The sequence below is a fragment of the Mesorhizobium sp. M1312 genome (genome assembly GCF_040318115.1).
Lineage (GTDB): Bacteria > Pseudomonadota > Alphaproteobacteria > Rhizobiales > Rhizobiaceae > Mesorhizobium.
In genome coordinates this window covers 53040-78659 of sequence record NZ_JAMYLQ010000030.1, presented here as the reverse complement: position 1 = coordinate 78659, position 25620 = coordinate 53040, and the positions used below count along the sequence as shown (strand labels likewise).

General features: G+C 58.6%; 23 protein-coding genes and 1 pseudogene. 22 read left to right on the top strand and 2 right to left on the bottom strand.

The window, feature by feature from the left end:
- Positions 1 to 19 precede the first annotated feature (19 nt).
- Genes NKH36_RS27510 through NKH36_RS27495 form a run of 4 tightly spaced genes read left to right on the top strand, consistent with a single transcriptional unit; the run spans position 20 to position 3648 of the window.
- Positions 20 to 1057 (top strand): ABC transporter ATP-binding protein, encoded by a 1038-nt coding sequence (locus tag NKH36_RS27510; RefSeq protein WP_352959379.1) that lies wholly within the window; start codon positions 20 to 22, stop codon positions 1055 to 1057.
- Between the two features lie 8 nt (positions 1058 to 1065).
- A complete protein-coding gene (locus NKH36_RS27505) occupies positions 1066 to 1941 on the top strand; it encodes an ABC transporter permease (protein ID WP_352959382.1) in 876 nt (291 codons plus the stop codon).
- The gene (locus tag NKH36_RS27500; RefSeq protein ID WP_352959385.1) at positions 1934 to 2725 is read left to right on the top strand and encodes an ABC transporter permease; all 792 of its coding nucleotides are present in this window, start codon (positions 1934 to 1936) and stop codon (positions 2723 to 2725) included. Before NKH36_RS27505 ends, NKH36_RS27500 begins: the two co-directional genes overlap by 8 nt.
- A 14-nt stretch (positions 2726 to 2739) precedes the next feature.
- Entirely contained in the window at positions 2740 to 3648 is a 909-nt protein-coding gene (locus NKH36_RS27495; protein WP_352959388.1) for a phosphorylase family protein, read from the top strand.
- A 35-nt stretch (positions 3649 to 3683) separates the two neighbouring features.
- Here NKH36_RS27495 and NKH36_RS27490 read toward each other — a convergent pair whose 3' ends face one another.
- Positions 3684 to 4592, bottom strand: a complete 909-nt coding sequence (locus NKH36_RS27490) for an MBL fold metallo-hydrolase (RefSeq protein ID WP_352959391.1) — start codon at positions 4590 to 4592, stop codon at positions 3684 to 3686.
- A gap of 220 nt (positions 4593 to 4812) precedes the next feature.
- On the opposite strand from NKH36_RS27490, the gene NKH36_RS27485 reads away from it, so the two are divergent.
- From NKH36_RS27485 to NKH36_RS27425, 13 genes and pseudogenes are all read left to right on the top strand, one after another.
- A complete protein-coding gene (locus NKH36_RS27485; RefSeq protein WP_352959394.1) occupies positions 4813 to 5403 on the top strand; it encodes a biotin transporter BioY in 591 nt (196 codons plus the stop codon).
- 486 nt (positions 5404 to 5889) lie between these two features.
- Positions 5890 to 6453 carry a transcription termination/antitermination protein NusG gene (gene nusG / locus NKH36_RS27480; protein ID WP_352959397.1) on the top strand — a complete coding sequence of 188 codons (564 nt, stop codon included), beginning with the start codon at positions 5890 to 5892 and terminating at the stop codon, positions 6451 to 6453.
- Between the two features lie 283 nt (positions 6454 to 6736).
- Complete coding sequence (locus NKH36_RS27475) at positions 6737 to 8014, top strand: sugar transferase (RefSeq protein ID WP_352959400.1); 1278 nt, start codon at positions 6737 to 6739, stop codon at positions 8012 to 8014.
- Between the two features lie 88 nt (positions 8015 to 8102).
- Positions 8103 to 9222, top strand: a pseudogene (gene gmd / locus NKH36_RS27470) (GDP-mannose 4,6-dehydratase).
- Complete coding sequence (locus NKH36_RS27465) at positions 9219 to 10007, top strand: glycosyltransferase family 2 protein (protein WP_352959403.1); 789 nt, start codon at positions 9219 to 9221, stop codon at positions 10005 to 10007. Before gmd ends, NKH36_RS27465 begins: the two are co-directional and overlap by 4 nt.
- A 3-nt stretch (positions 10008 to 10010) precedes the next feature.
- Positions 10011 to 11054 carry a glycosyltransferase family protein gene (locus tag NKH36_RS27460; protein ID WP_352959406.1) on the top strand — a complete coding sequence of 348 codons (1044 nt, stop codon included), beginning with the start codon at positions 10011 to 10013 and terminating at the stop codon, positions 11052 to 11054.
- Positions 11055 to 11083: 29 nt separating this feature from the next.
- Positions 11084 to 12316 (top strand): glycosyltransferase family 4 protein, encoded by a 1233-nt coding sequence (locus tag NKH36_RS27455; protein ID WP_352959409.1) that lies wholly within the window; start codon positions 11084 to 11086, stop codon positions 12314 to 12316.
- An 86-nt stretch (positions 12317 to 12402) separates the two neighbouring features.
- The gene (locus tag NKH36_RS27450) at positions 12403 to 12918 is read left to right on the top strand and encodes an acyltransferase (RefSeq protein WP_352959412.1); all 516 of its coding nucleotides are present in this window, start codon (positions 12403 to 12405) and stop codon (positions 12916 to 12918) included.
- Entirely contained in the window at positions 12915 to 14231 is a 1317-nt protein-coding gene (locus NKH36_RS27445) for a flippase (RefSeq protein ID WP_352959414.1), read from the top strand. Before NKH36_RS27450 ends, NKH36_RS27445 begins: the two co-directional genes overlap by 4 nt.
- Positions 14232 to 14233: 2 nt before the next feature.
- Positions 14234 to 15322 (top strand): nitroreductase family protein, encoded by a 1089-nt coding sequence (locus NKH36_RS27440; protein WP_352959417.1) that lies wholly within the window; start codon positions 14234 to 14236, stop codon positions 15320 to 15322.
- Positions 15319 to 16467 (top strand): polysaccharide pyruvyl transferase family protein, encoded by a 1149-nt coding sequence (locus NKH36_RS27435; protein WP_352959419.1) that lies wholly within the window; start codon positions 15319 to 15321, stop codon positions 16465 to 16467. The genes NKH36_RS27440 and NKH36_RS27435 overlap by 4 nt, the downstream gene beginning before the upstream one ends.
- Positions 16468 to 16471: 4 nt before the next feature.
- Positions 16472 to 17767 carry an O-antigen ligase family protein gene (locus tag NKH36_RS27430; protein ID WP_352959421.1) on the top strand — a complete coding sequence of 432 codons (1296 nt, stop codon included), beginning with the start codon at positions 16472 to 16474 and terminating at the stop codon, positions 17765 to 17767.
- Positions 17768 to 17980: 213 nt separating this feature from the next.
- On the top strand, positions 17981 to 19057 hold the full coding sequence (locus NKH36_RS27425; protein WP_352959424.1) for a glycosyltransferase family protein: 1077 nt from the start codon (positions 17981 to 17983) through the stop codon (positions 19055 to 19057).
- Between the two features lie 16 nt (positions 19058 to 19073).
- On the opposite strand, the gene NKH36_RS27420 is transcribed toward NKH36_RS27425, so the two are convergent.
- Complete coding sequence (locus tag NKH36_RS27420) at positions 19074 to 19877, bottom strand: hypothetical protein (protein ID WP_352959427.1); 804 nt, start codon at positions 19875 to 19877, stop codon at positions 19074 to 19076.
- 244 nt (positions 19878 to 20121) lie between these two features.
- On the opposite strand from NKH36_RS27420, the gene NKH36_RS27415 reads away from it, so the two are divergent.
- The 5 genes from NKH36_RS27415 to NKH36_RS27395 are packed head-to-tail and all read left to right on the top strand — an operon-like array spanning position 20122 to position 25483.
- Positions 20122 to 20262 carry a hypothetical protein gene (locus NKH36_RS27415; RefSeq protein ID WP_352959430.1) on the top strand — a complete coding sequence of 47 codons (141 nt, stop codon included), beginning with the start codon at positions 20122 to 20124 and terminating at the stop codon, positions 20260 to 20262.
- A gap of 7 nt (positions 20263 to 20269) precedes the next feature.
- Positions 20270 to 21094, top strand: coding sequence for a class I SAM-dependent methyltransferase (locus tag NKH36_RS27410; RefSeq protein WP_352959433.1), 825 nt, complete (start codon positions 20270 to 20272; stop codon positions 21092 to 21094).
- Between the two features lie 5 nt (positions 21095 to 21099).
- The gene (locus NKH36_RS27405) at positions 21100 to 22074 is read left to right on the top strand and encodes an NAD-dependent epimerase/dehydratase family protein (protein ID WP_352965247.1); all 975 of its coding nucleotides are present in this window, start codon (positions 21100 to 21102) and stop codon (positions 22072 to 22074) included.
- Positions 22071 to 23246 (top strand): glycosyltransferase family 4 protein, encoded by a 1176-nt coding sequence (locus NKH36_RS27400; RefSeq protein WP_352959435.1) that lies wholly within the window; start codon positions 22071 to 22073, stop codon positions 23244 to 23246. Before NKH36_RS27405 ends, NKH36_RS27400 begins: the two co-directional genes overlap by 4 nt.
- The gene (locus tag NKH36_RS27395; RefSeq protein WP_352959438.1) at positions 23243 to 25483 is read left to right on the top strand and encodes a mannose-1-phosphate guanylyltransferase/mannose-6-phosphate isomerase; all 2241 of its coding nucleotides are present in this window, start codon (positions 23243 to 23245) and stop codon (positions 25481 to 25483) included. Before NKH36_RS27400 ends, NKH36_RS27395 begins: the two co-directional genes overlap by 4 nt.
- The last annotated feature ends 137 nt before the right edge of the window (positions 25484 to 25620 follow it).

The window sequence follows — 25620 nt, the reverse complement described above, 5'->3', positions numbered from 1 at the left end:
TGTAGGGCTGGAGCAGATGATGAAGTCGCTCCCGATCACCATCAACAGCGTCAGCAAGGCTTACGGGACCTACGTCGCACTGGATGATGTTTCGCTCGACATTCAAGCTGGCGAATTCCTCACGCTGCTGGGGCCATCGGGATCTGGCAAGACCACGTTACTCATGGCTCTGGCCGGTTTTGTCCGGCCGGATTCCGGTAAAATCTCGTTGGGCGATCGGGACATTACTCGCCTGGCGCCCAACAAACGCGACATCGGCATAGTATTCCAGAATTACGCCTTGTTTCCCCACATGAATGTCCTGGCGAATGTCGCGTATCCGCTGGCGCTGCGCAAGACGCCGAGAGGGGAGGCGCGTCAGCGCGCGCTTGCCACCTTGGCCCGCGTGAAGCTGGATGGTCTGGCGGAGCGCAATGTTGCCGCACTATCCGGCGGCCAGCGTCAACGGGTGGCATTGGCGCGGGCTATCGTCTTCGAACCGCGCGTGATGTTGATGGACGAGCCGCTGTCGGCGCTCGACAAGAATCTGCGCGAGACCATGCAGTACGAGATTCGGCGTCTGCACGATGATCTGGGGATCACCACAATCTACGTGACCCATGACCAGCGCGAAGCGCTGATTATGTCTGACCGGATTGCGGTGATGAACTCCGGCCGCATCCAGCAGATCGATACGCCGCAGTGGATTTATGATCGTCCATCGACCCGCTTCGTCGCGGAGTTCATGGGCGAGGCTAACATTGTGGCCCCAGGCTCGGTGCGCAGGATCGATGGCGCCGAAGCGTCACGCGAGACTTTGATGATCCGCGCGGAAAGCCTCCATCTTGATGCGAAGCTCGTCGGGCGAGACGGAGTGGCGCTCGAAGGGATACTGCGCGCCAAGGCCTTTCGCGGCGAGAACTGGCTTTTGACGCTGGCGCTTGACAGCGGGCAAGAGGTTCTTGTCTGCATTCCGGCAGCGCTGGCCGGCAGCTGCACCGAGCTTGCCGCCGGTCAGCGGATGACCGCATATGCACCAGCAGCGAAGGTTCACGCGATACCGGGAGCGATGGCGTGACTGTCACGGTGGATCCTGCGCTCGCCGCAGATGCGCGACGCGAGCGGCGATTCTTCCTTTCACTTTCGCTCCCGGCGCTGTTCATCGTTGGACTGGCGGCGATACTGCCCATCCTTTGGATCATCCGGCAATCCTTCCTGACCACCGGGGGTGAGTACACCGTCGGCAACTACGCGAAAGTGCTTTCGAGCGGACTGACATGGTCGGCGCTCGTCACGACCCTCGAACTGTCCTTGGGTACGCTAGCGGCGTGCATTCTTCTCGGCACCCCTCTGGCGCTGGCTCTGGCCAGCGTCAGACCAAGGGTCGCCAACGTGCTGATGGCGTTCGTCATGCTGCCGTTGTGGACCGCTATTCTGGTGCGCACCTATGGCTGGCTCGTGCTCTTGCGGCGTGATGGCCTGATCAACGCGGCTTTGACTGGTTCGGGCGTGACGGCGGAGCCTTTGCCGCTGGTCTATAACTTCACCGGAACGCTGATCGGCATGGTTCACTACATGCTGCCGCTCTTTCTGCTGCCCGTTTATGCCGCGATGCGCGATATCGACCCAAACCTCATTCGCGCGGCAGCGAGCATGGGAGCCACACTCGGGCAGGTGATGCGCACAGTCATATTGCCACTTTCGGCGGGCGGAATCTTCTCGGGTTCGATCATCGTTCTCATCTATTCCATAGGTTTTTTCATCACGCCGGCGGTGCTTGGCGGCGGCAAGGTAAATCCTCTCTCTACCCGGATCGAACGTGCGCTATCGACCTTTCAGGATTGGGGGTCGGCGAGCGTCCTGGGCATTCTGCTCCTCGTTCTGATGGCGCTGATCGGTGTGATGCTGCTGGCGGCACGCCACCTGCTTGCCCATAACACAGTGGAAGCCTCCCATGCTTGAAGCCTATCCGCACAACAGGCTCGCCCGCATTGTCCTCTGGAGCTTCGCTGCTCTGGTGATGGCATTTCTGGTGTTGCCGACGCTCGTGGTGGTGCCGCTTTCGTTTTCGGCGTCGAATCTCCTCGAGTTTCCGCCGCACGCCTACTCGTTGCGCTGGTACGAGAACTTCTTCGGCTCGGCAACGTGGATGGCTGCGCTCAGAACGAGTTTGATCCTTGGGACATTGACGGCGTTGATCGCGGTGCCCTTTGCGCTGCTCGCCTGCATTTCAATGAATCGGCTGGGCGGAAAGACCGCTGCGACCATCCAGAGCGTCCTGCTAATCCCCTCGATCACCCCAGGGATCCTGCTTGCGATCGGCCTCTTTTTTGTGCTGGCGGCACAACGTCTGGTCGGAACGCTATTCGGTGTGCTGGTCGGACATGTGGTGCTGGCCGTTCCGGTGGCGTGCATTGTGTTGCTGCCCGCCCTGGCTCGCTTTGACTGGAACCAGGTTCAGGCGGCGCGTAGCCTCGGTGCGAACTGGGCCAGAGCTATTGGCGGAATAATCGTCCCGCAACTGCGGATCAGTCTGTTGTCGGCGACATTGATGGCCTTCCTGACGTCGCTCGACGAGTCTGTGATTTCGATCTTCGTCGCAAGTGGTCGCAACAGCACGATGCCGAAGCTCATGTTCGTGTCGCTGCGCGATCAGATCGATCCGACCATTGCGGCGATCTCGACATTGTGGACCGCTATTGTTGTGGTCGTCGTCCTGATCGTCGCCCTTCGCCAAAAATCCTGACCGAGACTGGAAGCATGCCTGCAAATCATCACGCAGCCGACGATCTGACGGACATACCTCAGGTAGGGTTGGCCATCATCACCGGGTCGGCAAACTGGGGGCTTGCCTTCCCGGAAGACGTCGAATTCGAAGGTGTTCGCACGTTGCTGCGCGACTTGAGTTTTGAAACGCCTTTCGGTCGTACCGACAACTGGAAGCTGCTCGAGTTCGATGCCTCGATTACAGCCGAAGGGAGAGCGAAGCGGGCGCTGTGCATGTATTCGCACGGCAACCCCCGCGATCATATCGACCATTCCTGCCATCGCCGCGCGTTCTGGGTATTGATGCGGGCGGGTGTACGGCAAGTTCTCGCCTGCTCGACCGTTGGCGCCGTCAATAAGGCGATCCAGCCCGGCGACATGGTGGTGACCGCCGATATCATCGAACTGACGCAGACCCCGTTTTCACTGCTTCCGGACCGCCAGAGCTTCGACTGTTCGGGCAAGCAGATCGTATGTCCAAGATGTGCGGCGGTTCTGGTCGAAACGGCCCGCCGTCATTGGCCGGCCGAATGCCGCGTTCATGGCATCGAACAGCAGTTGGTGGCTGCCCACTGTTACGGGCCGCGACTGACAACGCCGGCCGAGGCTTTGGCGTACCGCGGCATGGGGGCGGATGTACTCAACCATTCGATCGCCCCTGAGGCCACCTTGGCGCGCGAGATCGGCGCTTGCTTCGTGCCCTGTGCATTCGTCACGGCGGGCTTCAACGACTATATGGACCGCAATCGCCAGAAATTGCTGCAGGAGGACGTGCTGCCCAATCTCTCCATGACAGCCTCGCGGGTCGCGCTGGAGACCGCCGCGCGACTTCCGGCCAATCCGGAATGCTCTTGCCAGGGTTTAAAGTCGCCTCAACCAGCAGAGCGGTCCAGCCGGTTCTGAGCTTTCAGGAGCGTAGTGCGAGCTCGTGGCGGGATCTAGCCAGGCAGCCTGAAAATGCCGTCGATAGCCGGGTCGCCGTCGGTGGTGACGAGGCCGCGCGCCACCAAGTCCTCGAGATGGGCAAGCACCGACAGGCCGGCCGCGCCGTGCAGGCGCGGGTCGGTATCCCTGTAGATCGCCGCGACCATCTCTTTGATCGTGCAGTCTCCGCCCCGGAGGCGCTCCAGGATCGCTTGCTCGCGCATCCTGCGATGCGTCTTCAACTCGCGCATGAAACAGCGCGGCGCGGTCACTGGCCCGCCATGGCCGGGCAGCAGCAGGCGGTCGTCGCGCTCGATCAGCCGATCCAGCGAGGCCATATAGTCGGCCATGGCGCCGTCCGGCGGCGCAACGATGGAGGTCGCCCAACCCATGACGTGATCGGCCGAGAACAGGACACCGGTTCCTTCCAGCGCAAAGGCCGCGTGATTGGCGGTGTGACCCGGCGTCAGCACCGTTCTGATCGCCCAACCGTCGCCGTCGACCATCGTATCGTCGGGAAGCACGATATCCGGATAAAAGGCGGTATCGGCGCTGGCGTCGAGCGGATTGACCTCGCCTATGCGCAGCGGCCTCGCCGGCCGATGCGGACCCTCCGCCAGGACAATTGCACCGGTGCGCTGCTTCAGCCGCGCTGCCAGCGGAGAATGGTCGCGATGCGTGTGGCTGACGAAAATGTGGCTGACTGGTCTGTCTCCGATCACCTCGAGCAGTGTCTTGAGATGCGCATCGTCATCCGGCCCGGGATCGATCACCGCCAGCGTCTTGCGCCCGACGATGTAGCTGTTGGTGCCGTAAAAGGTGAACGGGCCGGGATTTTTCGCGGTAATCCGGAGCACGTCGGGCGCAACGCTCGCGCCCTGGCCGTAGAACGGATCGAAGTCTATGTCGAATTTCAGCGCCATGGCGAATGTCGTTCAGCTCTGTTCTAGTGCATGTCGCGCAAAAGTGTGCAGCGGTTTTGCGATTACGACATGCATAAAACAACAACCTAAAGCGCGTCGCATGAGGCCGGTCAAACGCGACGCGCTTTAGAGACGGCAAAACTGATTGCCGCATAACACGGAAGCCAATATAGGAAAACGCAAAGGCCGCGATCTGCGGCAGTCCGATATGAGGAAGACCATGGCAATTGCAACGACGATGCGTCCGCTTGTTTCTCTCGCTTTGCCTGAAAAGGGCGCGGCCCGCCTGGCGACGCAGCTTCTGCTGGCGATCATTGGAACGCTGGTGCTGACTTTGTCGGCCAAGACCAGAGTTTTGCTCGGGCCGGTCGACATCTCGATGCAGACCTTAGCCGTCTTTCTGATCGCCGCGGCATTCGGCATGCGCCTCGGCGTCGCCACGCTGCTTCTCTACATGGCGGAGGGCGCCATGGGCTTGCCGGTCTTCCAGGGCACGCCGGAAAAGGGCATCGGCATCGCTTACATGCTCGGCTCGACCGGCGGTTATCTTGCCGGCTTCGTGGTCATGGCGGCGATCGTCGGTTGGGCCGCCGATCGCGGTTGGGATCGCCATCCGATTAAGCTCTTCAACGCGATTCTGGTTGCCGAAATCATCATGATGGCGATGGGTTTTGCCTGGCTGGCGCTGCTCATCGGCCCGGAAAAGTCATGGCAGTTCGGCGTCGTGCCCTTCATCGTCGGCGACCTGATCAAGGTCGGCCTGGCGGCGAGCCTTGTGCCAGCCGTCTGGTCGCTGCTCAAACGCTCCTGAACTCCGGCCGACGGATTGAGCGCGGCTCGGATCGAGTCCACGCAACCACAGGCGTGCGGTTGGGTGGTCCTGTTTTTGCGACGGCCTGTTTGACTTTCGTCAACGCACGCCGGCGTGACGACGGCGAACAATGAAGGGCTGGACAGAACCCCCAATTGGTTCGGCTTCTGCTCCGCAACGATTTGCTAACGATACCGTCACACTATGTTCAAATCGACGGATTAAGGACCAGAACAGCCGGCGATTCGTCGCGAGCCAGCGTAACCAAGCAGCTACAGATCGACGCAATTGCTCGATACTGCTGATTTGATAGCTAAAAAAGAGAGCGGCTCGACAATTTTTAGGCACAGCTAAAGTTGATGGACAATTGCCAGGAATTTATTCGTCGAACCGCCTCGATTCCCGCGAGATAGTTGCTTGCTGGTATCTTCACGCTGTCGTAACCCTTGACATCGACCATGCCGAAACCCGCCGAAAGCGAGACGCGTGATTAGTTCGGAAAAAACAGCTGTTAAGGCGACTGTATCATTGCAACGGCCCGCAGCCGGCACCGCAGCACGCTGGTATGCCGCCAGCGTATTTCCTGGAAAGGAAGACGTCGCCGAACGGCATCTCCGGATGCAGGGGTTTCACCCGTTTACGCCTCGCTGCGAGAAGACCACACGTCATGCCCGGCGCATCGAGACGCGACCGGCGGCCTATTTTCCAGGTTATATGTTCATCGCCCTGGATGTCGCGCTGCAGCGGTGGCGCTCAGTCAATGGAACGTTCGGCGTGCGCTCACTCATCATGCAGGGCGAACGGCCATTGCCAGTCCCGTCGGGGTTGGTGGAGCGGTTCATAGCTCTGACTGGCAGGGGCGGCCTGCTTGATTTCAGCGGAGGCCTCGCTGCGGGCGCATCGGTTCGGATTCTTTCAGGTCCTTTCGCGGAGATGATCGGTCGCCTCGACCGGCTCGATCCAGCCGGAAGGGCCAGAGTCCTCGTTGCCATCATGAATGGCGAGATCCCTGTTGACATGGACTCAAGGGAACTCGTCGCGATCGCATAACCGCAATTGACGCTCGGTTATGCGATGCAAGCTGTAGCAAAGTCGGCTCTCGGGTTTCACCCGGGAGTGCGGTAGCCATCGTTGGAGCCGAAGCATACCGGCAGAACGAACGGCGTTGCCGCAGCTTGGTGTTTTTCACGCGCTGGGCCAGATCGTGATTTGTCGGGCCGCCTATCGCGTGAAATGGAATACGGCGCCTGACAATCAATCTCAGCGGTTTGCGTTGAACATCTGAGAGTTCCTGGCTTATTTATGGGCAACCCCAGAGAGCGACCTGACGAATTTGAACACCACCACCATCAACCTTCCTGGCCAAAGGCATCTTCTGCTTCGGATGCGCTTTCAATTGCTTGGTGGGCTGACCTTCGCGATCTTGCTCCCCGCACTGGTCCGCATGTCGTTCAACCAACAAGTAATCTTGCAATCGAATATGCAGGTTACAATTGTCGCGGCATTCATCGCTCATGCGGCGGGTTATTTACTTTACAAGCGCATCGGCAATTTTCCGGGTGTGGCGGCGGCTGGTTACATCTTACCGACCTTCGCCCTGACCTATGGCCTCGTCTTCGTCACCATCTTTTTTTTCAGGTTCGACTATAGCCGGTTCCAGGCCGCCGCAAGTTTCTTTCAGTCGACATTGTGGTATTTTGGGCTGAGTTTGGCCACGCGACGGCTCGACCCATACCGGTTGGCAGTAATTCCAGGCGGAGACGTCGATAGGCTGGAAAGCATACCAGGCGTCAGTTGGCATCGGATTCATTCGCCCGAGACGATTGTCGAATATGCGAGCGGTGTGGTGGCCGATCTTCGATCCGATCTTTCGGATGAATGGGAACGGTATATCGCCGATCGCGCGCTCTCGGGAACGCCAGTCTACCACGTCAAACAAATCAGCGAGTCGCTCACAGGTCGAGTGGAGATAGAACATCTTTCCGAAAATACTCTGGGATCCCTGAATCCAAACCAGGCTTATTTGAAAATAAAACAGGCTATTGATTGGTTTTCGGCGCTGTTTATCCTTGTTGTTTTCTCGCCGCTGCTTTTATTTGTGGCGATAGCAATAAAGCTCGACTCAGCTGGCCCAGCCTTGTTTAAGCAAAAAAGGATAGGATACAGAGGAAATATCTACGAAGTCTACAAATTTCGGACGATGAAACTCAGCACCGCTGCTGGCGATGAAAAGGACGAGGCCATCACAAAGGCCGGCGATACGCGGATCACTCGCTTAGGACAGTTCTTGAGAAAATCCAGGATCGATGAGTTGCCGCAAGCGATCAACATTTTGCGCGGCGAAATGAGCTGGATCGGACCGCGGCCGGAGGCACTCGTGCTGTCGAAATGGTATGAGGCTGAGCTGCCATTCTACCGATATCGGCACATCGTCCGGCCTGGCATTACCGGATGGGCGCAAGTCAATCAGGGCCATGTTGCGGCGGTGGACGACGTTCTGGAAAAACTTCACTACGACTTCTACTACATCAAGAATTTTTCGCCTTGGCTCGACGTGCTGATTGTGTTTCGTACGATCCAAACCATGCTGACAGGATTTGGTGCTCGGTAGAGCCGAAGAGGCTTACTGATTGCGGGAAGATTATTATTCGCTTGGAAGACACTCACAATCGCGTTCCAGAAATCGCCGGAGAAGCACAATGACCAGGAAGATCGCTCTCATAACCGGTATCACTGGCCAGGATGGCGCCTATCTGGCGGAACTTCTGCTGGCAAAGGGCTATGACGTACACGGCATCAAGCGGCGTTCCTCGTCGTTCAACACCGGTCGCATCGACAATCTCTACCAGGATCCGCATGAGAAGGACGTAAGGCTGTCGCTCCACTATGGCGACATGACTGATGCCACGAACCTCATCCGCATCGTCCAGGAGGTGCAGCCCGACGAGATCTACAATCTCGCCGCGCAATCGCATGTTCAGGTGAGCTTCGAGACCGCCGAATATACGGCAAATGCAGACGCGATAGGCACGCTACGCCTTCTGGAAGCCATCCGGCTGCTTGGCCTGACAAAGAAAACGCGTTTCTATCAGGCATCGACATCCGAGCTCTACGGGAAGGTGCAGGAGATCCCACAAAGGGAAACGACGCCCTTCTATCCGCGATCGCCTTATGCGGCAGCAAAGATCTATGCCTACTGGATTGCGGTAAATTACCGCGAAGCCTATGGCATTCACGCTTCCAACGGCATCCTGTTCAATCACGAGAGTCCGATGCGCGGCGAGACATTTGTGACGCGTAAGATCACGCGCGCGGCTGCCGCGATCAGCCTGGGCCTTCAGGACAAACTCTATCTCGGCAATCTGTCTGCCGAGCGAGATTGGGGCCATGCCCGCGATTACGTGGAAGGCATGTGGAGGATCCTTCAGCAGGATGTGCCCGACGACTATGTCCTCGCTACCGGCGTAAAGAACTCGGTCCGTCGCTTTGTCGAGCTTGCATTCAGCGAAGTTGGGACAGAGATCCAATGGGTCGGTTCCGGCATCGACGAAAAAGGCATCGATGCAAGATCCGGCGCTGTTCTGGTCGAGGTGGATCCGCGCTACTTCAGGCCGACCGAAGTAGAGCTTCTGATCGGCGACCCCTCGAAAGCGGAGCGCGTTCTCGGGTGGAAGGCAACAACCTCGCTCGATGCAATGGTCCAGGAAATGGTTCAGTCCGATCTCGAAACGGTAAGACGGGAATCCGAGCACCGGCGCTTGGACGAGGATCGCATTCGCGTTGCGGCACAGTAAGGAACGTTGGACCGAGTTGACATGAAAATCTCGGTTTTGACGGTCTGCTGGAACTCGGCCGCAACAATCAGGCATACGGTCGATAGCTTCTTTGCCCAGGACCATCAGGACAAAGAGCTGGTGGTCGTCGATGGCGGGTCATCGGACGAAACGCTGACGATCGTTCGGTCCTATCCGCAGGACCAGATTCAGTTGGTCAGCGAGCCCGATCGTGGAATGTATGATGCACTCAACAAAGGGCTGCGCCTCTACACCGGCGACGCAGTAGGCGTGCTGAATTCCGACGATTGTTTCCATGACAAGACTGTGCTGACGCGAATTTCGGCAGAACTCGAACAGGCCGACATTGTGCATGGCGATCTGGATTTTGTTGAAAATCATTTCAACAAGCGGGTCATCCGGCGTTGGCGTGCCGCCCCCAGACCCACCAAGGGGTTCCGGACTGGTTGGATGCCGGCCCATCCAACGTTTTATGTCAGGCGGAAGGTGGCCGAGACGGTCGGCACGTTCGACCTCAGTCTCAAAGTGGCATCGGACTACGATTGGATGCTGAGAGCGGTTGAGCTTCATGGATTCGGGTCCGCTACCACCAACCATGTGTTGGTAGACATGATGGTTGGCGGGGCCAGCACACGGAGCCTCGGCTCCTATATCGGGCACAATTTTGAGGCCTTGCGGTCGCGGCGCCAATGGCTGCGCTCCGGTCCAATCGACTACGCGCTTGTGGCGAAGCCAATGCGCAAGCTAGGGCAGTTTTTCGGCATCAACAGTGCCGGAACCGCGAAGCAAAGCCGGCATGGAGTACGCTGAATAGTGGCTTCGGCAGGTGATATCCATGCCTCGAAGGTCGGCCCAGAGGTGAAGCGCAACTACGTTCACGTGTCTGCGCCCGGTGGCCACCGCCAATTCTATCAGGATCTCTTTGCCGGCCTATTTGGCCTCGAACCGGTAATGGGACGCATTGGACCTCGACTGTGGCTTGACCTGGTTCGGGCCCGCCATCTCCTGTTCGCCACCATCGACGATGATTACGCTGGTTTTATAGCAGTTGCGTTGGCAAGATCGCTGATTGGACGGCGGACGGTTGGGCTCTTTCTCAGGCCGTCCAAATGCTTCGAGAGCGGAAGGCCCGTTTATCGTCTCAAGAGATGGACTTTCCGGTGCTTGCGGCATTTGCCTCACCTGTCGCTCTTTACGATTCTGCCGTTCAAATTTGATCGCCGATTTGCCCAGGTCGCGCACGGGTGGGTACACGACCCTCAGATGTGGGACATGCATGACCGCGCGGCGCTTACCGAAGCTAGCCAACTGTCACGCGACGTGCTGACCGCAGCCGGCGGGCGCGCCATTTTGTGCTTCCTGGGCAGCGTGAGAAAGTCGAAGGGCTTCGAATTCTTGGCTGACATCGTCTCCGACCACCCAGATCTCGCGAAAGATGTTTTTGTGGTGGCTGTCGGGCGCGTCGACCCAGCCTGTGGCGAGGACTGCGCTCGCCTGATTGCTGCCGGGGGGATGGTGGTCGACCGGTTCGTGTCGGACGACGAACTTCTGAGCTTGTACAAAACCTGCGATTTCGCCTGGTGCTGCTACGAGCCGGACTACGACCAGGCCTCCGGCATATTCGGACGAAGCGTACAACTGGGCACACGTCCGATCATCCGCAAGGGCGCGTATCTCGAGAAATATGCGCAAGAAGGTGCAGTTGCGCCGGTGTGTCTGGTTTACGGCGACACCCGTGACGCTGCAGCCAGTATCGCAGCCGCCGCAGCCAATCGATCCGACAAGCCCGGGCGGCTGGGCGAAATCGTCGGCGGCTGGCGGGCCGATTTTGTGCAGAAAATCCGTGCGGCCCTTTGACCCGCGGGCGTCAAATACCGAGGGGCGTCATGAACATGTCTGATGCCCGATCTCGTAATCCGGACCGGAGCATTGTGGCTACTCCTGAAATGGTGAAGAAAATACTGTTTTTTCATCATGCGACCGCGCTGGGAGGTGCGCCGAAGAGTTTGGCATTACTGATAAAATCACTGGATCGCAAAGAATTCTCTCCAATAGTTGCGATGCCGCTTCGTCCAGGTAATTCCGCCGTCCGCCAACTGTTCGAAGATGCCGGGGCGGAGGTAATCGAGGAAAGGGACATTCGACCTTTCCATGGATCGACGGTCGCGCCCTGCAAGGACGTGAAGTCGAGGATACATGCGATACTGTCCTTTCCACTTCTCGTCAGGTGCGCCAGGAAGCTTGTTCGCGACATACGGCCGGACATTGTTCACCTGAACTCCACCTGTATGGTGGCCGCCGCCAAGGGCGCGCATGACGCCGATCCCTCAATCCCCGTTATTGCCCATGTCCGTGAACCGATCCTGCACAACTGGTGGGGTAACATTCTTCGCAACTTAAATAAGAAGCACGTTGATTATTTCGTTGCTATCGACAAAGCAGGTCTGGATAGCATTGGCGCTTCCGCCACCCCGGGATCGGTTGTCTACAACAGTGTCGACAGCAGTCTCTTCCGTACGCCGGAGGAAGGCGTTGCTGAATTGAGGCGGAAATTTGGATGGGGGGATGGCGATGTCATATTCCTGTCACTGTCACGAATTGCGGAGTCGAATGGCATTCTGCCGTTCGTACAGGCGGTCAACTCGCTTGAGGCAAACCTTCCCGAATGCGCTCGGTTTGTGTTTGCGGGTTTTGGAAAAAACGAAGAAAGCTATGGAAAAGCAGCATTGGAGGCGATAAACGCAAGCCGCCGGTGCAGCGCCATGCCGTTCATAAATGACATCGTTCCCGTTCTCACGGCCAGTGACGTCGTCATTGCCCCTTTTCTAACAAGTCACAGTGCTCGGTGCATTTTCGAAGGAGCGTCGGCAGGACGCCCGGGCTTGGTCACCCGCTTGCCGAATTTGCTTGAACTGATCGAAGAAGGTAGAACCGGCTTGAGCTTCGAAATGTCCTCTTCCGGCGGTCTTCTTGAAGCGATTGAAAAACTCTGCCGGCGCGATACCCGGCTCGATATGGGCCGGAGCGCACGCCAGTTCGCAATGGCCAGGTTCCACATCGATCAAAACGTCGCGGCAATTCAAAAGCTTTACCGCGATCTGTCAGAATCAGGCCGTTGATGTCCCCCTTTACGTTACTTGATCGATGTGAGCGCCTATTCTGGAATGCACTTGCAGCGCTTCAGTTTGCGGTTAGGCGCAGAAAGATGCCTCGTGGCTTGTCGGTCCTCGGGCCAGTTGGGCTAGGAGGGGCGGGCAAACTCGAGATCGGAGATAACGTAACCATCGTCAGCAAATCAAGGTTCAATCGAGCCGGTATAAATCATCCCACTCAGCTGGTTGTTGGGGCATCAGGAAAACTCTCCATAGGGGATAATGTCGGGATTTCCGGAGCTTCTATTTTTTGTGTCGAGAATATTGCAATTGGAAATAATGTTCTGGTCGGAGTGAATTGCAATATTTTCGACACCGACTTTCACGCTGTCGATTATCTGGACCGGCGGCAAGGGCGTGGCACTCTTTCCGCGCCAATCGTGATCGAGGACGATGTCTGGCTCTGCGCCAACGTGACCGTCCTGAAAGGGGTGAGGATTGGCGCGCGCTCCGTCATTGCGGCGGGGAGCGTCGTCACCTCCGACATCCCGCCGAATTGCCTGGCCGGCGGCATGCCCTGCAAAGTCATACGTTCCCTAGCACCCGCGCATGCCGCGTCGATTGAATGAGGATCTATTTCCTCAACAGCGCATGGATGATGGCCGACACAGTCGTTGGCCGGGTCATGGGAGTTCTGGTCACAGTCGTCGTTGCGCGATATCTGGGACCCGAAGATTTTGGAATGTACGCCTATGTCATGTCCATGGTCGCCCTGTTCGGTGTCATTGGCCATATGGGGCTGGACGGACTCCTGATCCGCGAACTGCTCGACGAGCCCCGGATGCAATCCGAGACGCTCGGCATTGCGTTCGTCATGAAGAGCGTCGGTTTTGGTCTGGCCGCCTTGGGGCTCCTGATGTTCGGGCTGCTGATGCCTGGCAATCTTCCCGCGGAACGTTGGCTGTTCGTCCTGGCAAGCCTTGCCGTCGCAATTCAGCCCGTCAGCGCCGTGCTGGGCAATTGGTTCCGCTCGCGCGTCGAGGCGCGTTATGCCGTGGTTTCCAACTTCGTCGGCGTAATGGTGGGGGGAGTGTTCAAGGTGGGTGCCGTGCTCGCCGGGGCGGGAGTGGTCGCCGTGGGAGTGGGACAGACCTTGGGCATAGCGGTCGGGGCCGTACTGCTGGTCGTGATGTTCCTGCGGCACGGAGGCCCGGCGCCAGGCACCTGGTCCTTCTCGCGGAAGCGGGCCAGGGCCATGCTTGGCGAGAGCGCGATGATCTTCGTTGGGTCCATATTCGCCGTCATCTATCTCAAGATAGATCAAGTGATGCTGCGGGCCATGCAAGGCCCCGAAACAGTCGGCATATATTCGATCGCATCGCTCCTCTCCGAGTCACTTTACTTCATTCCGGCGGCGATAGCCGGAACGGCATTTCCCAGACTTGTGCAGATCAATGCCGGCGACCCCGAGGCATTCGCGGAACGCTTGCAGGATGTGTTCGACATCCTCGCGACCTCGGCACTGATTGTGCTGGTCGGACTGTTGGCTCTGGGCCCTCTGGCAATCAACCTCGCCATGGGTCCATCCTATTCTCCTGCCGTCCCGATCTTTCTGGTCCATGTATTGTCGTTGCCGTTCATATTCCTGCGCCAAGGGTTTAGTCGCTGGATGATCATCAAGAACATGGCCAAGTTCTCTATGGTCACCCAGGGCGCCGGGGCGCTGCTCAACATTGGGTTGAACCTCGTGCTCATTCCCCAATTTGGCGGCATGGGAGCAGCAGTTGCGACGCTCATCTCCTACGCTGCCGCATCCTACTTCGCCCTGCTCCTTTCCCCCGGCACAAAGCCGATCTTCTACATGATGACCAGATCGCTGTTCCAACCATGGCGCGGCATCCGAAAACTAACGGTACTTTTCCAAAAACTGAGGAATGGCTGAAGATGACTGAGTTCATCGACAAGGCGGCACGTTTCCAGAGGTTCGCAAGGCGTTCTCCCCGCCAGGCGGTCAAGGCGCTTTTCCTGGTCCTGCTCGGTCGCCTGCGCGCCGGACTGATCAGGCCTGCAAGTCGCAGCGGATTCCTTGCGTCGGTCTATTTCACTTTCTTCAGCAGTCGTTTCTATCGGGAGCATCGCGCCGTCCTGTCCGGGATCGTTGCCAATCTGAACAGCGACATCGCCCTCCAGAGGAGCTCGTCGCAGCTGCGCCGCAACATCCATCGCCTTGAGAAGGGGCTGATCATGCGCCCGAGAAGGGCAGTGTTTGCCGAGGACTACATCGAGGCCACGGTATCTCTGTTCCTGCGCGGCGCGGCAGGAGCGGCGCTCGACCGGGATGAGCTGAAATGGGCGGCGGACGTGCTGACGACCTATTTCTCGGTGGTTTCCGAGACACCGAGGATCGGGAAGGCAAAGGAGCGTTTCCTGGCATGGCCCGGTCAGGCGCTGACGCCAAGTTTCGTGCCTTATCCAAGCTCCAGCCGTGCACGCAGCGACATCAGCTTCGATCAGCTCTATGCGCTGTTTTCGGAACGGCGTTCGGTTCGATGGTATTCTCCCACGCCCGTTCCACAGCATCTTGTCGAGAAGGCCGTTTCGGCCGCCTCTCTCGCTTCCTCCGCCTGCAACCGCCAACCCTATTCGTTCTTGCTGTTCCGGGATCCGGAAAAGGCAGCCCGCATCGCCTCCCTCGCCGGCGGGACAGGCGGTTTTTCGAAAAACATCCCATGCCTGATTCTGATTGTGGGAGACCTCTCCTACTATGTCCATGAACGCGACAGGCACCTGGTCTATATCGACGCGTCGCTTGCTTCGGCTCAGCTGATGCTCGCTTTCCAGACACTGGGCCTATCGACCTGCGCCATCAACTGGCCCGATGTCGAGGAAAATGAAAAGGCCCTCCAGGCAGCCGTCGGATTGAAGGCCCATGAGCGGGTGATCATGTTCATTGCAGTGGGCTACGCCGATCAGGATGGTCAGATACCATACTCTCAGAAAAAAGGGGCGGACGTATTGCTTCAAGCGCTATGACACTGACATTTGAAATCAGAAAAGCCGGCTTCGAGAACAAGGGGGCGGCGATGATGCTCATCGCAGCCTCACAGAACGTGAAGGCGCGCTACCCCGCTGCGCGGGTTGCGATGGCGCCCGATGCGACCAGCCCATATGAATTTCGGGCGCGGTACGGTCTTTGGCACAGGGCCGAGCTCGTCCGCCGCAGCGTTGATCTCGGCAAGATCGTCCAGATCGTCCCGGGCAAGCTGCGTCACCGTTTCGGATTTGTAACGGAATCGGAGGTGGATGTTATCCTCGACGCCGCCGGTCTAGCCTATTCGGACCAGTGGGGGGCGCAGCATACCGAGGACCTGGCCCGCCGAGCCGTCGCATGGAAGCGCGCTGGCAAGCACCTCATCCTGCTGCCTCAGGCACTTGGTCCGTTTGGCACGGATCGCATTCGCCGTGCAATCAACGTCGTTGCCGACCATGCGGACCTCATTTTCGCGCGCGATAAATACTCGATGGAAAATCTGGTCGGCGCCGTAGGCGACCGTGCTTCGATCCGGCTTGCGCCGGACTTCACCAATCTGCTGGCAGCTAGTCCGCCCGCCAATCCCCCGCGAGGCGAGAAACTGGTGGCGATTGTGCCGAACGCGCGGATGGTGGACAAGACCAGCAGCGACGTAAGCGACAATTATACGGGCTTTCTGCGACGGGCGGCGAGCAAGTTTCAGTCGGCCGGAATGACTGCCTTCTTCCTGATTCATGAGGGCGCCGGGGATCGGGCGCTGGCCGAGCAGGTCAACGCACAGCTCTCCGAGCCCCTTCAGATATGGGTGGCAGGGGATCCTCTCGAGGCGAAAGGGCTGATCGGTAGCTGCAGCGGGCTGGTTGGCAGCCGCTACCACGCCCTGATCAGCGCCTTGTCTCAGGGCGTGCCCGTGATTGGCACGGGCTGGAGCCATAAATACCGGGCTCTGTTCGAGGACTATGGCTGCGAAAACATGCTGGTCGATGTATCGGCTGGCGAGGATGACATCGAAGCCGGGCTTCGCTCCCTGATTGATGATGGCCAACGTGCCGCGCTCTCACAAGGGCTCGCAGCGCCCGGCGCGCGAATTAAGGACGGTGTACGGCAGATGTGGGAGGATGTATTCCGGCTTTTTGAAGTGGACTAGTCTCATGACGCAGAGGACCAACGTTCGCTACGACGCCGATTCCACTCGAGGAGGGATCGGTCATCGATTGGCGCCTTACGTTGACCGGCGCATTTTACTTTCTCCTGCGACAGCGTTCGCTCTCGCGATTTGTGGCATATATTCTTTCGCGGGTTTAATAAACTGGTTTGATCCAGAAGGTAGTACCTGGTCAATTTTGGTAAGGTTAGCCATTGTTCTGATCACTGTTGGCTCCTATGTACTTCTTCCAGCAAAGGTGCGATCATCAACAGCCGCACTTATTCCCATGAAAATATTTTTCGTACTGTATCTGTGCAGACTCGTTGAGAATGTTTACTTATCATCGATAAGCATATCTCCTGGTCCTATGATGGTATTTAGTATTTTCTTGGTGACTAGTGTCGGCACCACGCTCCTTCTGGCATCGATGGATAGGGCGATTAAAAATACTGACATGATTCTCGCTATGAATACTCTTTGTGTTCTTTTTCTTGTTGGTCTTTATCTAAATATAGACATGCTGTTCTTGGCCCAGGGCGAAAGGATATCTCTCGACAAAATCAACCCGATAGCAATGGGGCATACGGCTTTCGCATTTTTGATATACTTTTTCCTTGTCTTGGGAAAGACAAAACGACTAACGATCCAATCCGCGATACTGGGTCCGATGCTATTGTTAGTTGTTGTATTTTCTCGGTCTCGCGGTGCATACATTGCCGGCGCGGGGGCACTATTAGTCTACATACTGTTGCTTAAAGGCTCAAAAAGAGTGTTCGCTGTGTTGGGAGCATTGGTTGTCGCCATGGCAATTTTGGCGACCAGCGGTGTGGAGCTCGTCGACGTTGTCATTGCAAGACTTCAGACGATCAACGTGGATGTCGATCAATCCACAATGGTACGCAGCCAATTGTTTGCTGGCGCTTGGTCGCAGTTTCTAGAAAGCCCGGTGTTCGGGCGTTATGCGGTCGAGATGCGGTTCAATTTCTATCCTCACAACATTTATCTTGAATCCCTGATGGCGGTAGGGGCGCTCGGATCATTGCCGTTTGTGGCTCACATAGTGTTGGCACTCAGATCGACGGTCGGTATCATTCGGTCCGGCAAATTCCCGCTCGCTGCGGTGCTGGCTGCGGTGCTATTCATCAGGGAAGCGATCGCCGGCATGGCGAGCGGCAGCCTATGGGGAAATTCGCTTTTCTGGGTCACCTCCGCCCTGACGATATCGTTTTGGTATGGATACCAGGGATTCCTTGCCAAAAACCGCAGCCCAAAAATCAAGGCTTACGAGGGGGCCTATTAGAGTTGAGTGTCCCATAACCGATCGGTAGGCTGATAGTGAATTGAAGTCCTATTTCGATCGGTACCAGCGTTGGTTTCGTCCTCGATGTGGTCGAACTCTGCCTGATTGGCTGCAAGCACCTCGCGCCGTGCCTCCGGGACGCCGCTGGTCGGCCAACACGGATCGCTATCAGCGCTCCAGGACTCCGAGTTTGAATTCCAACGGGAACCAGCCATGCGCATTTTTCAAAATTCCGGGATCTCGCCCAGCTATCAGGCCAGACTTGCGGAACTCGTGGCGGGGGTTCGCGGGTTCGAGCCGCAGAAACAAGTGTTTTTGAGCGATCGCTACGGCGCGGCGCATATCCTGCTGCCGATGCAAGCCGGCAGCCCTGAAGCCTTTTTTACGAACGGAGACGACGGATCGCTGCAGCGGGCATGGGCGCTCGAAAATGGGCTGGGCGAAGATGCATCGCTGGCCGATATCCTTCTTGCCCAGATCGAGCACCACAAGACTGAGATTTTCTACAATCTTGACCCATTTCGTTACGACGCCTCTTTTCTGCGACGGTTGCCGGGGCATGTGAAGCGAAAGATTGCATGGCGTGCTGCGCCAGGCAGGATTGATTTTTCCGGTTATGATCTCGTTGTTTGCAATTTCCAGTCGATGCGAAAGCTTTGGGAAGAGCAGGGCGCCAGGACGGCTCACTTCTTTCCTGCTCACGATCCGGAACTCGACACCGTGGCCGCGAATCGGAACAGGGACATCGATATCCTTTTCTTCGGTGGCTACAGTCGCCATCACCAGCGCCGGAGGCAGATTTTGGAAGCCGTGGCGCGCCTTTCCAACCGCCGCAAGGTTGTTTTTCATCTGGACCTGTCACGCTATACGCCGCTCGCCGAGACGCCGCTTGGCTGGTTCGGCCCCCTGAGAGCGGTGCGCCGCCCGCGCGCGATCCGCGATGTCAGCGCGCCTCCTGTATTCGGGCGCGCCATGTATGCCGAACTCGGAAGGGCCAAAGTCGTGGTCAACGCGTCGATCGATATGGCGGGTCCGGACCGTGGCAACATGCGCTGTTTTGAGACGATGGGCGCTGGCGCTCTGCTGATGTCCGATTCCGGCAATTATCCCGCACCGATGCGCGACGGGGAAACCATGGTCGTCTACGAGCAACCGCAGGACGCATTGGATAGAATCGAACAGCAATTGGATAGCGGAAACTGGGATGAGATCGGCCGGGCGGGGAACCGCGCAATTCGGGAAGAATACAGCAAAAAACGCCAGTTTGAGCGGTTTCTCGAATTGGTATAGCTGACGATCAATCAGCCTATGGGGTCTTTCCCATCTCCCGAAGGAATCTCAAGGTAGCTTGCCACCACTCCGCTTTTTCATCCCATTTCGCTGGTCGATAAGGCGAATTGCTGCCGATGGTACCCCATAGTACGATTCCGTCAGCCAACCTCCTGCAAGTGTCCAGTTGGGTATACCAGAGGTCGCCCGGCAGAAACGCAAGGGTCTTATGAAACTGCGGCCATAGAAAGCAGTAGACCGGCTTTCCCTGGGCGATTCTTCGTGCTTCCCCGATGTTGGCTTGCGCATAGGCCACCCAAGCGTCCTTGTCGCCATAAAATGTATACAGGGAGGGAAATAGCGCATCGACATAAGGGACGAGGGAGGATGCGATGGTGGTGTTTTGCTGCTTCCAGTCGTCCAGTGCAATGGCGCCCTGATGGCCGATCGCTCTCCAATGATCCCTGAGCGGCAAGACAGCATACAGGCCGAGCTTGACGCTCGGGTCTGCCTTTCTGAATGCGCTGAGCGTCTTCTGGTATTTCGCGATTGACGATGCTTGATCCGGGCCCTCCAAGGGCCAGCTTTCAATGTCTATATTGAGATATTCGTTGCTCCTCGGCCGTGCCAGAGCTTTCTGCACTTGGCCGGCGTCAGGGATATCCGGCCCCAGAACATGAGGGTCCACGATCGTGAGATGCTCGAGGCCGAACGAGCGGAAATCGGGCCCGCCGGCGAAGTTCATAGCCTCGAAAAGCCTGAATGGGGTGCGCGTTTGCGCCATCGCCGGCCATGAACTGGCTAGAAGGCATATCGCACAGAATACTGTCTTGAAAAACATGATGCTCCGGAGCCGTCAACGGGGTGAGTTTTACGCGGACGAAATTCGCGCGGTTCTAATTCTCGTGACCTGAACTTGACGAGTCTGGAAACGGTAGCTTAGCTGGACGTCTCGAACAACCTCCTGACTGAAGCGTGATCGACGCTGGAAATTATCCGCCTGGAACGGTGGACGGGCGAAGCATGCAAGCCTATGACCGAACGCGCTGTCGCATTCGTTAAGCTGAGCCTTGGCGGCGGCTGTCGTGGGCGCATCTGACAAATCTGACGAGGAGATCGAGATCGCTGTGACAGAGATCGTTGTGACAAAGAACGTGCCGCTTTACGCAGTGGTCGCCGAAAATCCGGCGCGGATGACCCACCATATGGTTTCTCTCGATGCCTGAAGCGGCCATGACTTGGGAAGACGCCGTCCGCTGGTGCATGAGCGAGCCTTCGATGAAAGAGCTCGCCCGCGCCGCCTATTTCGACGACCCGGTCGTGGCCGCACAGCGCTATCACGAAAGCGCGGAGTTCGACGCGGTTCGCAGCATGATCCCGCGCAAGGCGGGCCGTGCTCTCGATCTTGGCGCCGGCAACGGCATTCTCTCCTATGCCTTGGCGCGCGAGGGCTGGGCTGTAACCGCTGTTGAGCCCGATCCGAGCGCACTCGTCGGCGCTGCTGCGATCCGGGCGCTTGCCGAAAGCACAGCCACGCCCATCAATGTGGTCGAAGCGTTTGGCGAGGCGATCCCTTTGTCCGCCGCAGGCTATGATTTGGTCGTCGCACGGCAGGTGCTTCATCATGCCCATGACCTTCCGGCTTTCTGCCGCGAAATGGCGCGGCTCTCTCGCAAAGGTGCGACGGTGCTGTCGTTGCGTGACCACGTGGTCTCCGGGCCGCAGCAACTCGAGCCTTTCCTGCGCGCTCACCCGCTTCATCATCTCTATGGTGGAGAGAATGCTTTTACGCTGGCGGGCTACCGCGCTGCAATCCAGGGGGCCGGGCTGACGATCGATCGCGAATTGATCTCGTTCCAGTCCGTCGTGAATTATGACCCAATGACACCATCCGAGATTCGCGACAGGCTCGCCAAAATCTTTGGTCCGTTTTCCCCGGTTGTTCGCCTGGCTCTTTCGCCTGTGCCCTTTGGTGTCCTCGCCAGGGTCGCCGCCTCGCTTGACCGCCGGCCCGGGCGCCTGGTCTCTTTCCTTTGCCACAAGCACGGGAAGGACTGATTTTCTTGACACAATCAAAAGAGGCTAAGCCTGTCTGGGTGACTGGAGCTGGCGGTTTTATCGGCCTGCACCTCGCTCGTTTCCTTGCTCGAAAGGGCTGCCACGTCATCGGCTTCGGTCGAAAAGAAGCACCGGGTTTTGCTTTGTCGACCGGCGGCGTATTTTTTTCCGGTGGAATAGCCGTGGAAACAATGGATGCGGCTCTGGCAGCACATGGTTGCCCATTGGCCGTGTATCATTTGGCGGGTGGCGCGACGGTCGGCCAGTCGATTGCCGATCCCCTGCAGGACTTTGAACAAAGCGTTGTCTCTGCGGCTCGTGTCCTCGATTTCTTGCGCCGACGCGCACCCGACGCACCTGTCGTTCTTGCATCCTCTGCGGCCGTCTATGGCGGCGGCCATGCCGGTTCGATCAGGGTCGACGCGGCGCTCGATCCCTATTCTCCCTATGGCTATCACAAACGCATGGTCGAGGAGCTTGGCCGGTCTTATTGTGCCGCATACGGCCAGCCAGTCACGGTGGCTCGCCTCTTTTCGGTCTATGGCGAAGGGTTGCGCAAGCAATTGCTCTGGGATCTCTGCGGAAGGCTCGCGGCAGGCGAAACCGACATTGTGCTTGGCGGCACGGGTAGGGAAATGAGGGATTGGCACCATGTCTCGGATGTCGTGCGGTTGATCCATCGCATTTTGCCTGCCGGCGAACCGCGCTTCGCCGTCTACAATGGCGGTGCGGGCGCTCCTGCGTCCGTCAGCACGATTTCCAGGATGGTTTTGGAGGCCTGGGGAGGGAACCATCGCCTCTCGTTTTCTGGAGAATCCCGGCGGGGCGACCCTGTCAATCTGATCTCGGATCCCTCCGGCGTCCCGGAGGGGCTTCAGTTGCAGGTGCCGCTCAGCAGGGGCATTGCCGGCTATGTCGATTGGTATCGCGCTGAAATTCTCGCCGAGCCGGTCGGCCATCTGCGACGCTCCGCGCCTTGATTACCGTCGGCTTCACTCTCATCGGCCGCGGAACTTGGTCAGGCGGCGAGTCTTATCTACGCAACATGCTGAGCGTCATCGCCTCTGAGTTGCGTGGTAAGGTGCAGGCGAAACTGTTTCTTGCACCTGAGCAGCATTCAAGCATTGGCGCGTCCTTCGATCCTATGTTGGCTGCGCCTGCTATTGTTGATCACGGGGTCACGGGCGCCGGGCTCGGCAGGCGAGGGCTGATCGCACTTGCTGGCGGAAGTGACCGTGCCTTCGCGGATCTTGTCGCTGCGCAAGGCATCGATGTTGTGTTTGAAGTCGCCCAGTGGTTCGGCAACCGGTTTCCAGTGCCGGTCGTTTCCTGGATTCCAGATTTCCAGCACCGTCGCCTGCCGCACCTCTTTCCGCGTAACGCTTGGTGGCGCAGGGATCTCGGCTATCGCCTGCAGACGTCCGGGAATCGCACCATAATGCTCTCCAGCGGGGATGCGCTCGCGGACTGCGAAACATTCTATCCGGCCTCGCGCAACAAGACCGCCGTCGTGCGTTTCGCTATCGATCTCGATCCCGGTGCCATCCTGGCGCGTGCCGATGAGGCGCGCCAGGCACATGGTCTGCCCGCGCGTTTCTTCTTTCTCCCCAACCAGTTTTGGATCCACAAGAACCATAGACTGGTCATAGAGGCGTTGAAACATATCGACCATATCGGGGCGCTGGGCTCCTTGCCGCCGATAATCCTCACGGGGCGCACCACCGATCCGCGCGACCCGACATTGTTCAAGCGCCTGATGGAGCTTGCGGAAACGCACCGGCTCGGAAGCCATTTTCGGCACCTCGGATTGATTCCCTATGACGATGTCGTCGCCCTGATCGGTGCCGCGGACTATCTCCTGAACCCTTCGCACTTCGAGGGGTGGTCAACCACGGTCGAGGAAGCGAAGTCGCTGGGCACGCCGATGCTGCTGTCCGACATTCCACTGCATCGCGAGCAGGCGCCGGAATCGCTCTTCTTCGCACCCGATAGTGCAGAAGCGCTGGCGCAGCGCCTCCTGGAAGCCGGGCAGCGCCCACGCTTAGCCCGCGACAGTGTCGCCGTGCTGCAAAGTCGGCAACAAATGCGCCGCCGAGACTATGCGGCAGCGCTCCTTGCTTTGTTTGAGAATGTCAGAGGTGTCACCCCATGACCGAGCGGATCGTCAGTTTTGTCATGAGCGGCGGCGTTGGCTCTCGGCTGTGGCCGCTGTCGCGCGAGGACAATCCCAAGCAGTTCCACGATTTTTCGGGTGATGGCTCGATGCTGGCCAAGACGCTGCGCCGGCTGACGGCGCGGCCGGACGGCGAAACGCCGGTTTTCCTGATCGCCTCGGAGCGGCACGCCGACCGCGTCCACACCGACCTCGCTGGTCTCGACCTTTCCGGTGGCGGCCCCTTGTTCGAGCCGACCGGCCGCAACACTGCCGCCGCCGTTGCCTTGGCGACCCTGCGCACCTTGTCCGAATATGGCGACAGCCTGGTGCTGGTGGTGCCATCCGATCATGAGATCACGACCGCACGGCAATTCTGGCAGAGCGTGGAAAACGGCACCGGCGCGGCGCGTGCGGGCCGGCTGGTGGTATTCGGCATCAAGCCTGGCCACCCCGAGACCGGTTACGGCTATATCGAGATCGCCGGCGAGAGGGATGGCATCTGCGATGTCTCGCGTTTCGTCGAGAAACCGGACCTCGCGACCGCGCAGAATTACCTGGCTGCAGGTAATTTCTACTGGAACACCGGCATCTTCCTGTTTCGCGCCAGCGCCATGCGCGACGCCTTCACGGCTTTCGAGCCCGAGATATGGCAGGCCACCGAAATTGCCTACCAGGCCGCGACATCAGATCTTTCCGGTCTTTATATGCCTCTGGAGCTCTACGCCGCCATTCCCTCGACGTCGATCGACTATGCGATCATGGAGCGCGCCAGCCACATCGCCATGGTGCCGGCCGGCTTCCGCTGGAACGATCTCGGTTCCTGGCAGTCGTTGCTCGATGTCGGTCCGTCCGACAATGACGGCAACGTCATCGTCGGCGATGTCGTCGCCATCGACTGCGAGAACTCCTACATCCGCAGCGACAGCCGCTTGCTCTCGGCCATCGGCTTGAAGGACGTTGCCGTCGTCTCGACCGCCGATGCCACCTTCGTCGCCCCGGTCAACCGCAGCCAGAACGTCAAGAAGATCGTCGAGCAGCTCGAAAAGAGCGGTCGGCTGGAAACCAGGTTCACGCCCGCCGCCGACCGCGTCATCGAAAGCGGCGCCTGGCGGCGCCGTGTGCACCACTGGTTGTTTGAAGAGACGGTGCCGCTGTGGTCCACGGTCGGGGTCGATGAGCGCCATGGCGGTTTCCACGAGGCGCTCGGCTTTGACGCCACACCGCTGAAGAAGCCCAAGCGCATGCGCACCATGGCCAGGCAAGTCTACGCCTTCGCTGTCGCCAAGGCGCGCGGCTGGGACGGGCCTGCCGACCGGTTGATCAGCCACGGCCTCGAGTTCATGGCCAGAAACGGCCGCACCGACAATGGCGGCTGGGTGCGCACGCTTAATGTCAACGGCACGGTCGCCGACGCCGCCGAGGATGCCTATGATCATTCCTGCGTGCTCCTGGCGCTGGCGCATGCTCATATGGTCGGCAATCCTGATGCATTCCGGCTGGCCGAAGACACGTTTTCGTTTCTCGACGCGCATCTCGAGGATCACCGCATGACCGGCTTTCTCGAAACCTCGAGCGGCGCGGGCGACCGGCGTTCCAACCCGCATATGCACCTGCTCGAGGCTTTTCTGGCCTGGCATCAAGCGACCGGCGAGCTCGCCTATCTTCGCCGCGCCGCGCGCATCGTCGATCTGTTTCGCAGCCATTTCTTCGATCCGGAAAGCTGGACGCTGGGCGAATATTTCGACGCCGAGTGGAGCCCGTCGGAGGGCGAGAAAGGCGAATGGACGGAACCCGGCCACCATTTCGAATGGGCCTCGCTGCTGGTCGACTTTGCCGGGCGCACCGGCCAGAGCGAACTGACCGGCTTTGCCAGAAAGCTCTATGCCTCGGCCATCGCCAACGGCCTCAATCGCGCCACTGGTCTCGCCTATGGCGCCGTCTCGCGGCAAGGCCTGCCACTCGACCGTGTCTCGCGCAGTTGGCCCCAGGCCGAGGCAATCAAGGCGGCGATTGCACTGGACGGTTCAGGCGGACCTGACCTCAAACCCGAGATCGAAGCGCGTGTCGGCCGCCTGTTCCGTTGGCACATCGACCCAGCGCCGCTCGGCTTGTGGATAGACCGGATCGACGAACGTGGCCGCTCGCTGGCGACCGATGTGCCGGCAAGCATCTTTTACCATCTGGTCTGTGCGCTGACCCAGTATCTCGACAGCACCGCCGGCGAATCTCGGTAGAGCGGTTGACAGAATAAGAAGTCTCTTCGATTGAAATCGGTCTGATGTTTTTCGAGCCAAACATCGACCCAATGTCGGAGCCCCATTCAGCCGTTATCAAGGCGACCAAACAAATGGTGTGGTTGCGCGGGCGTTTC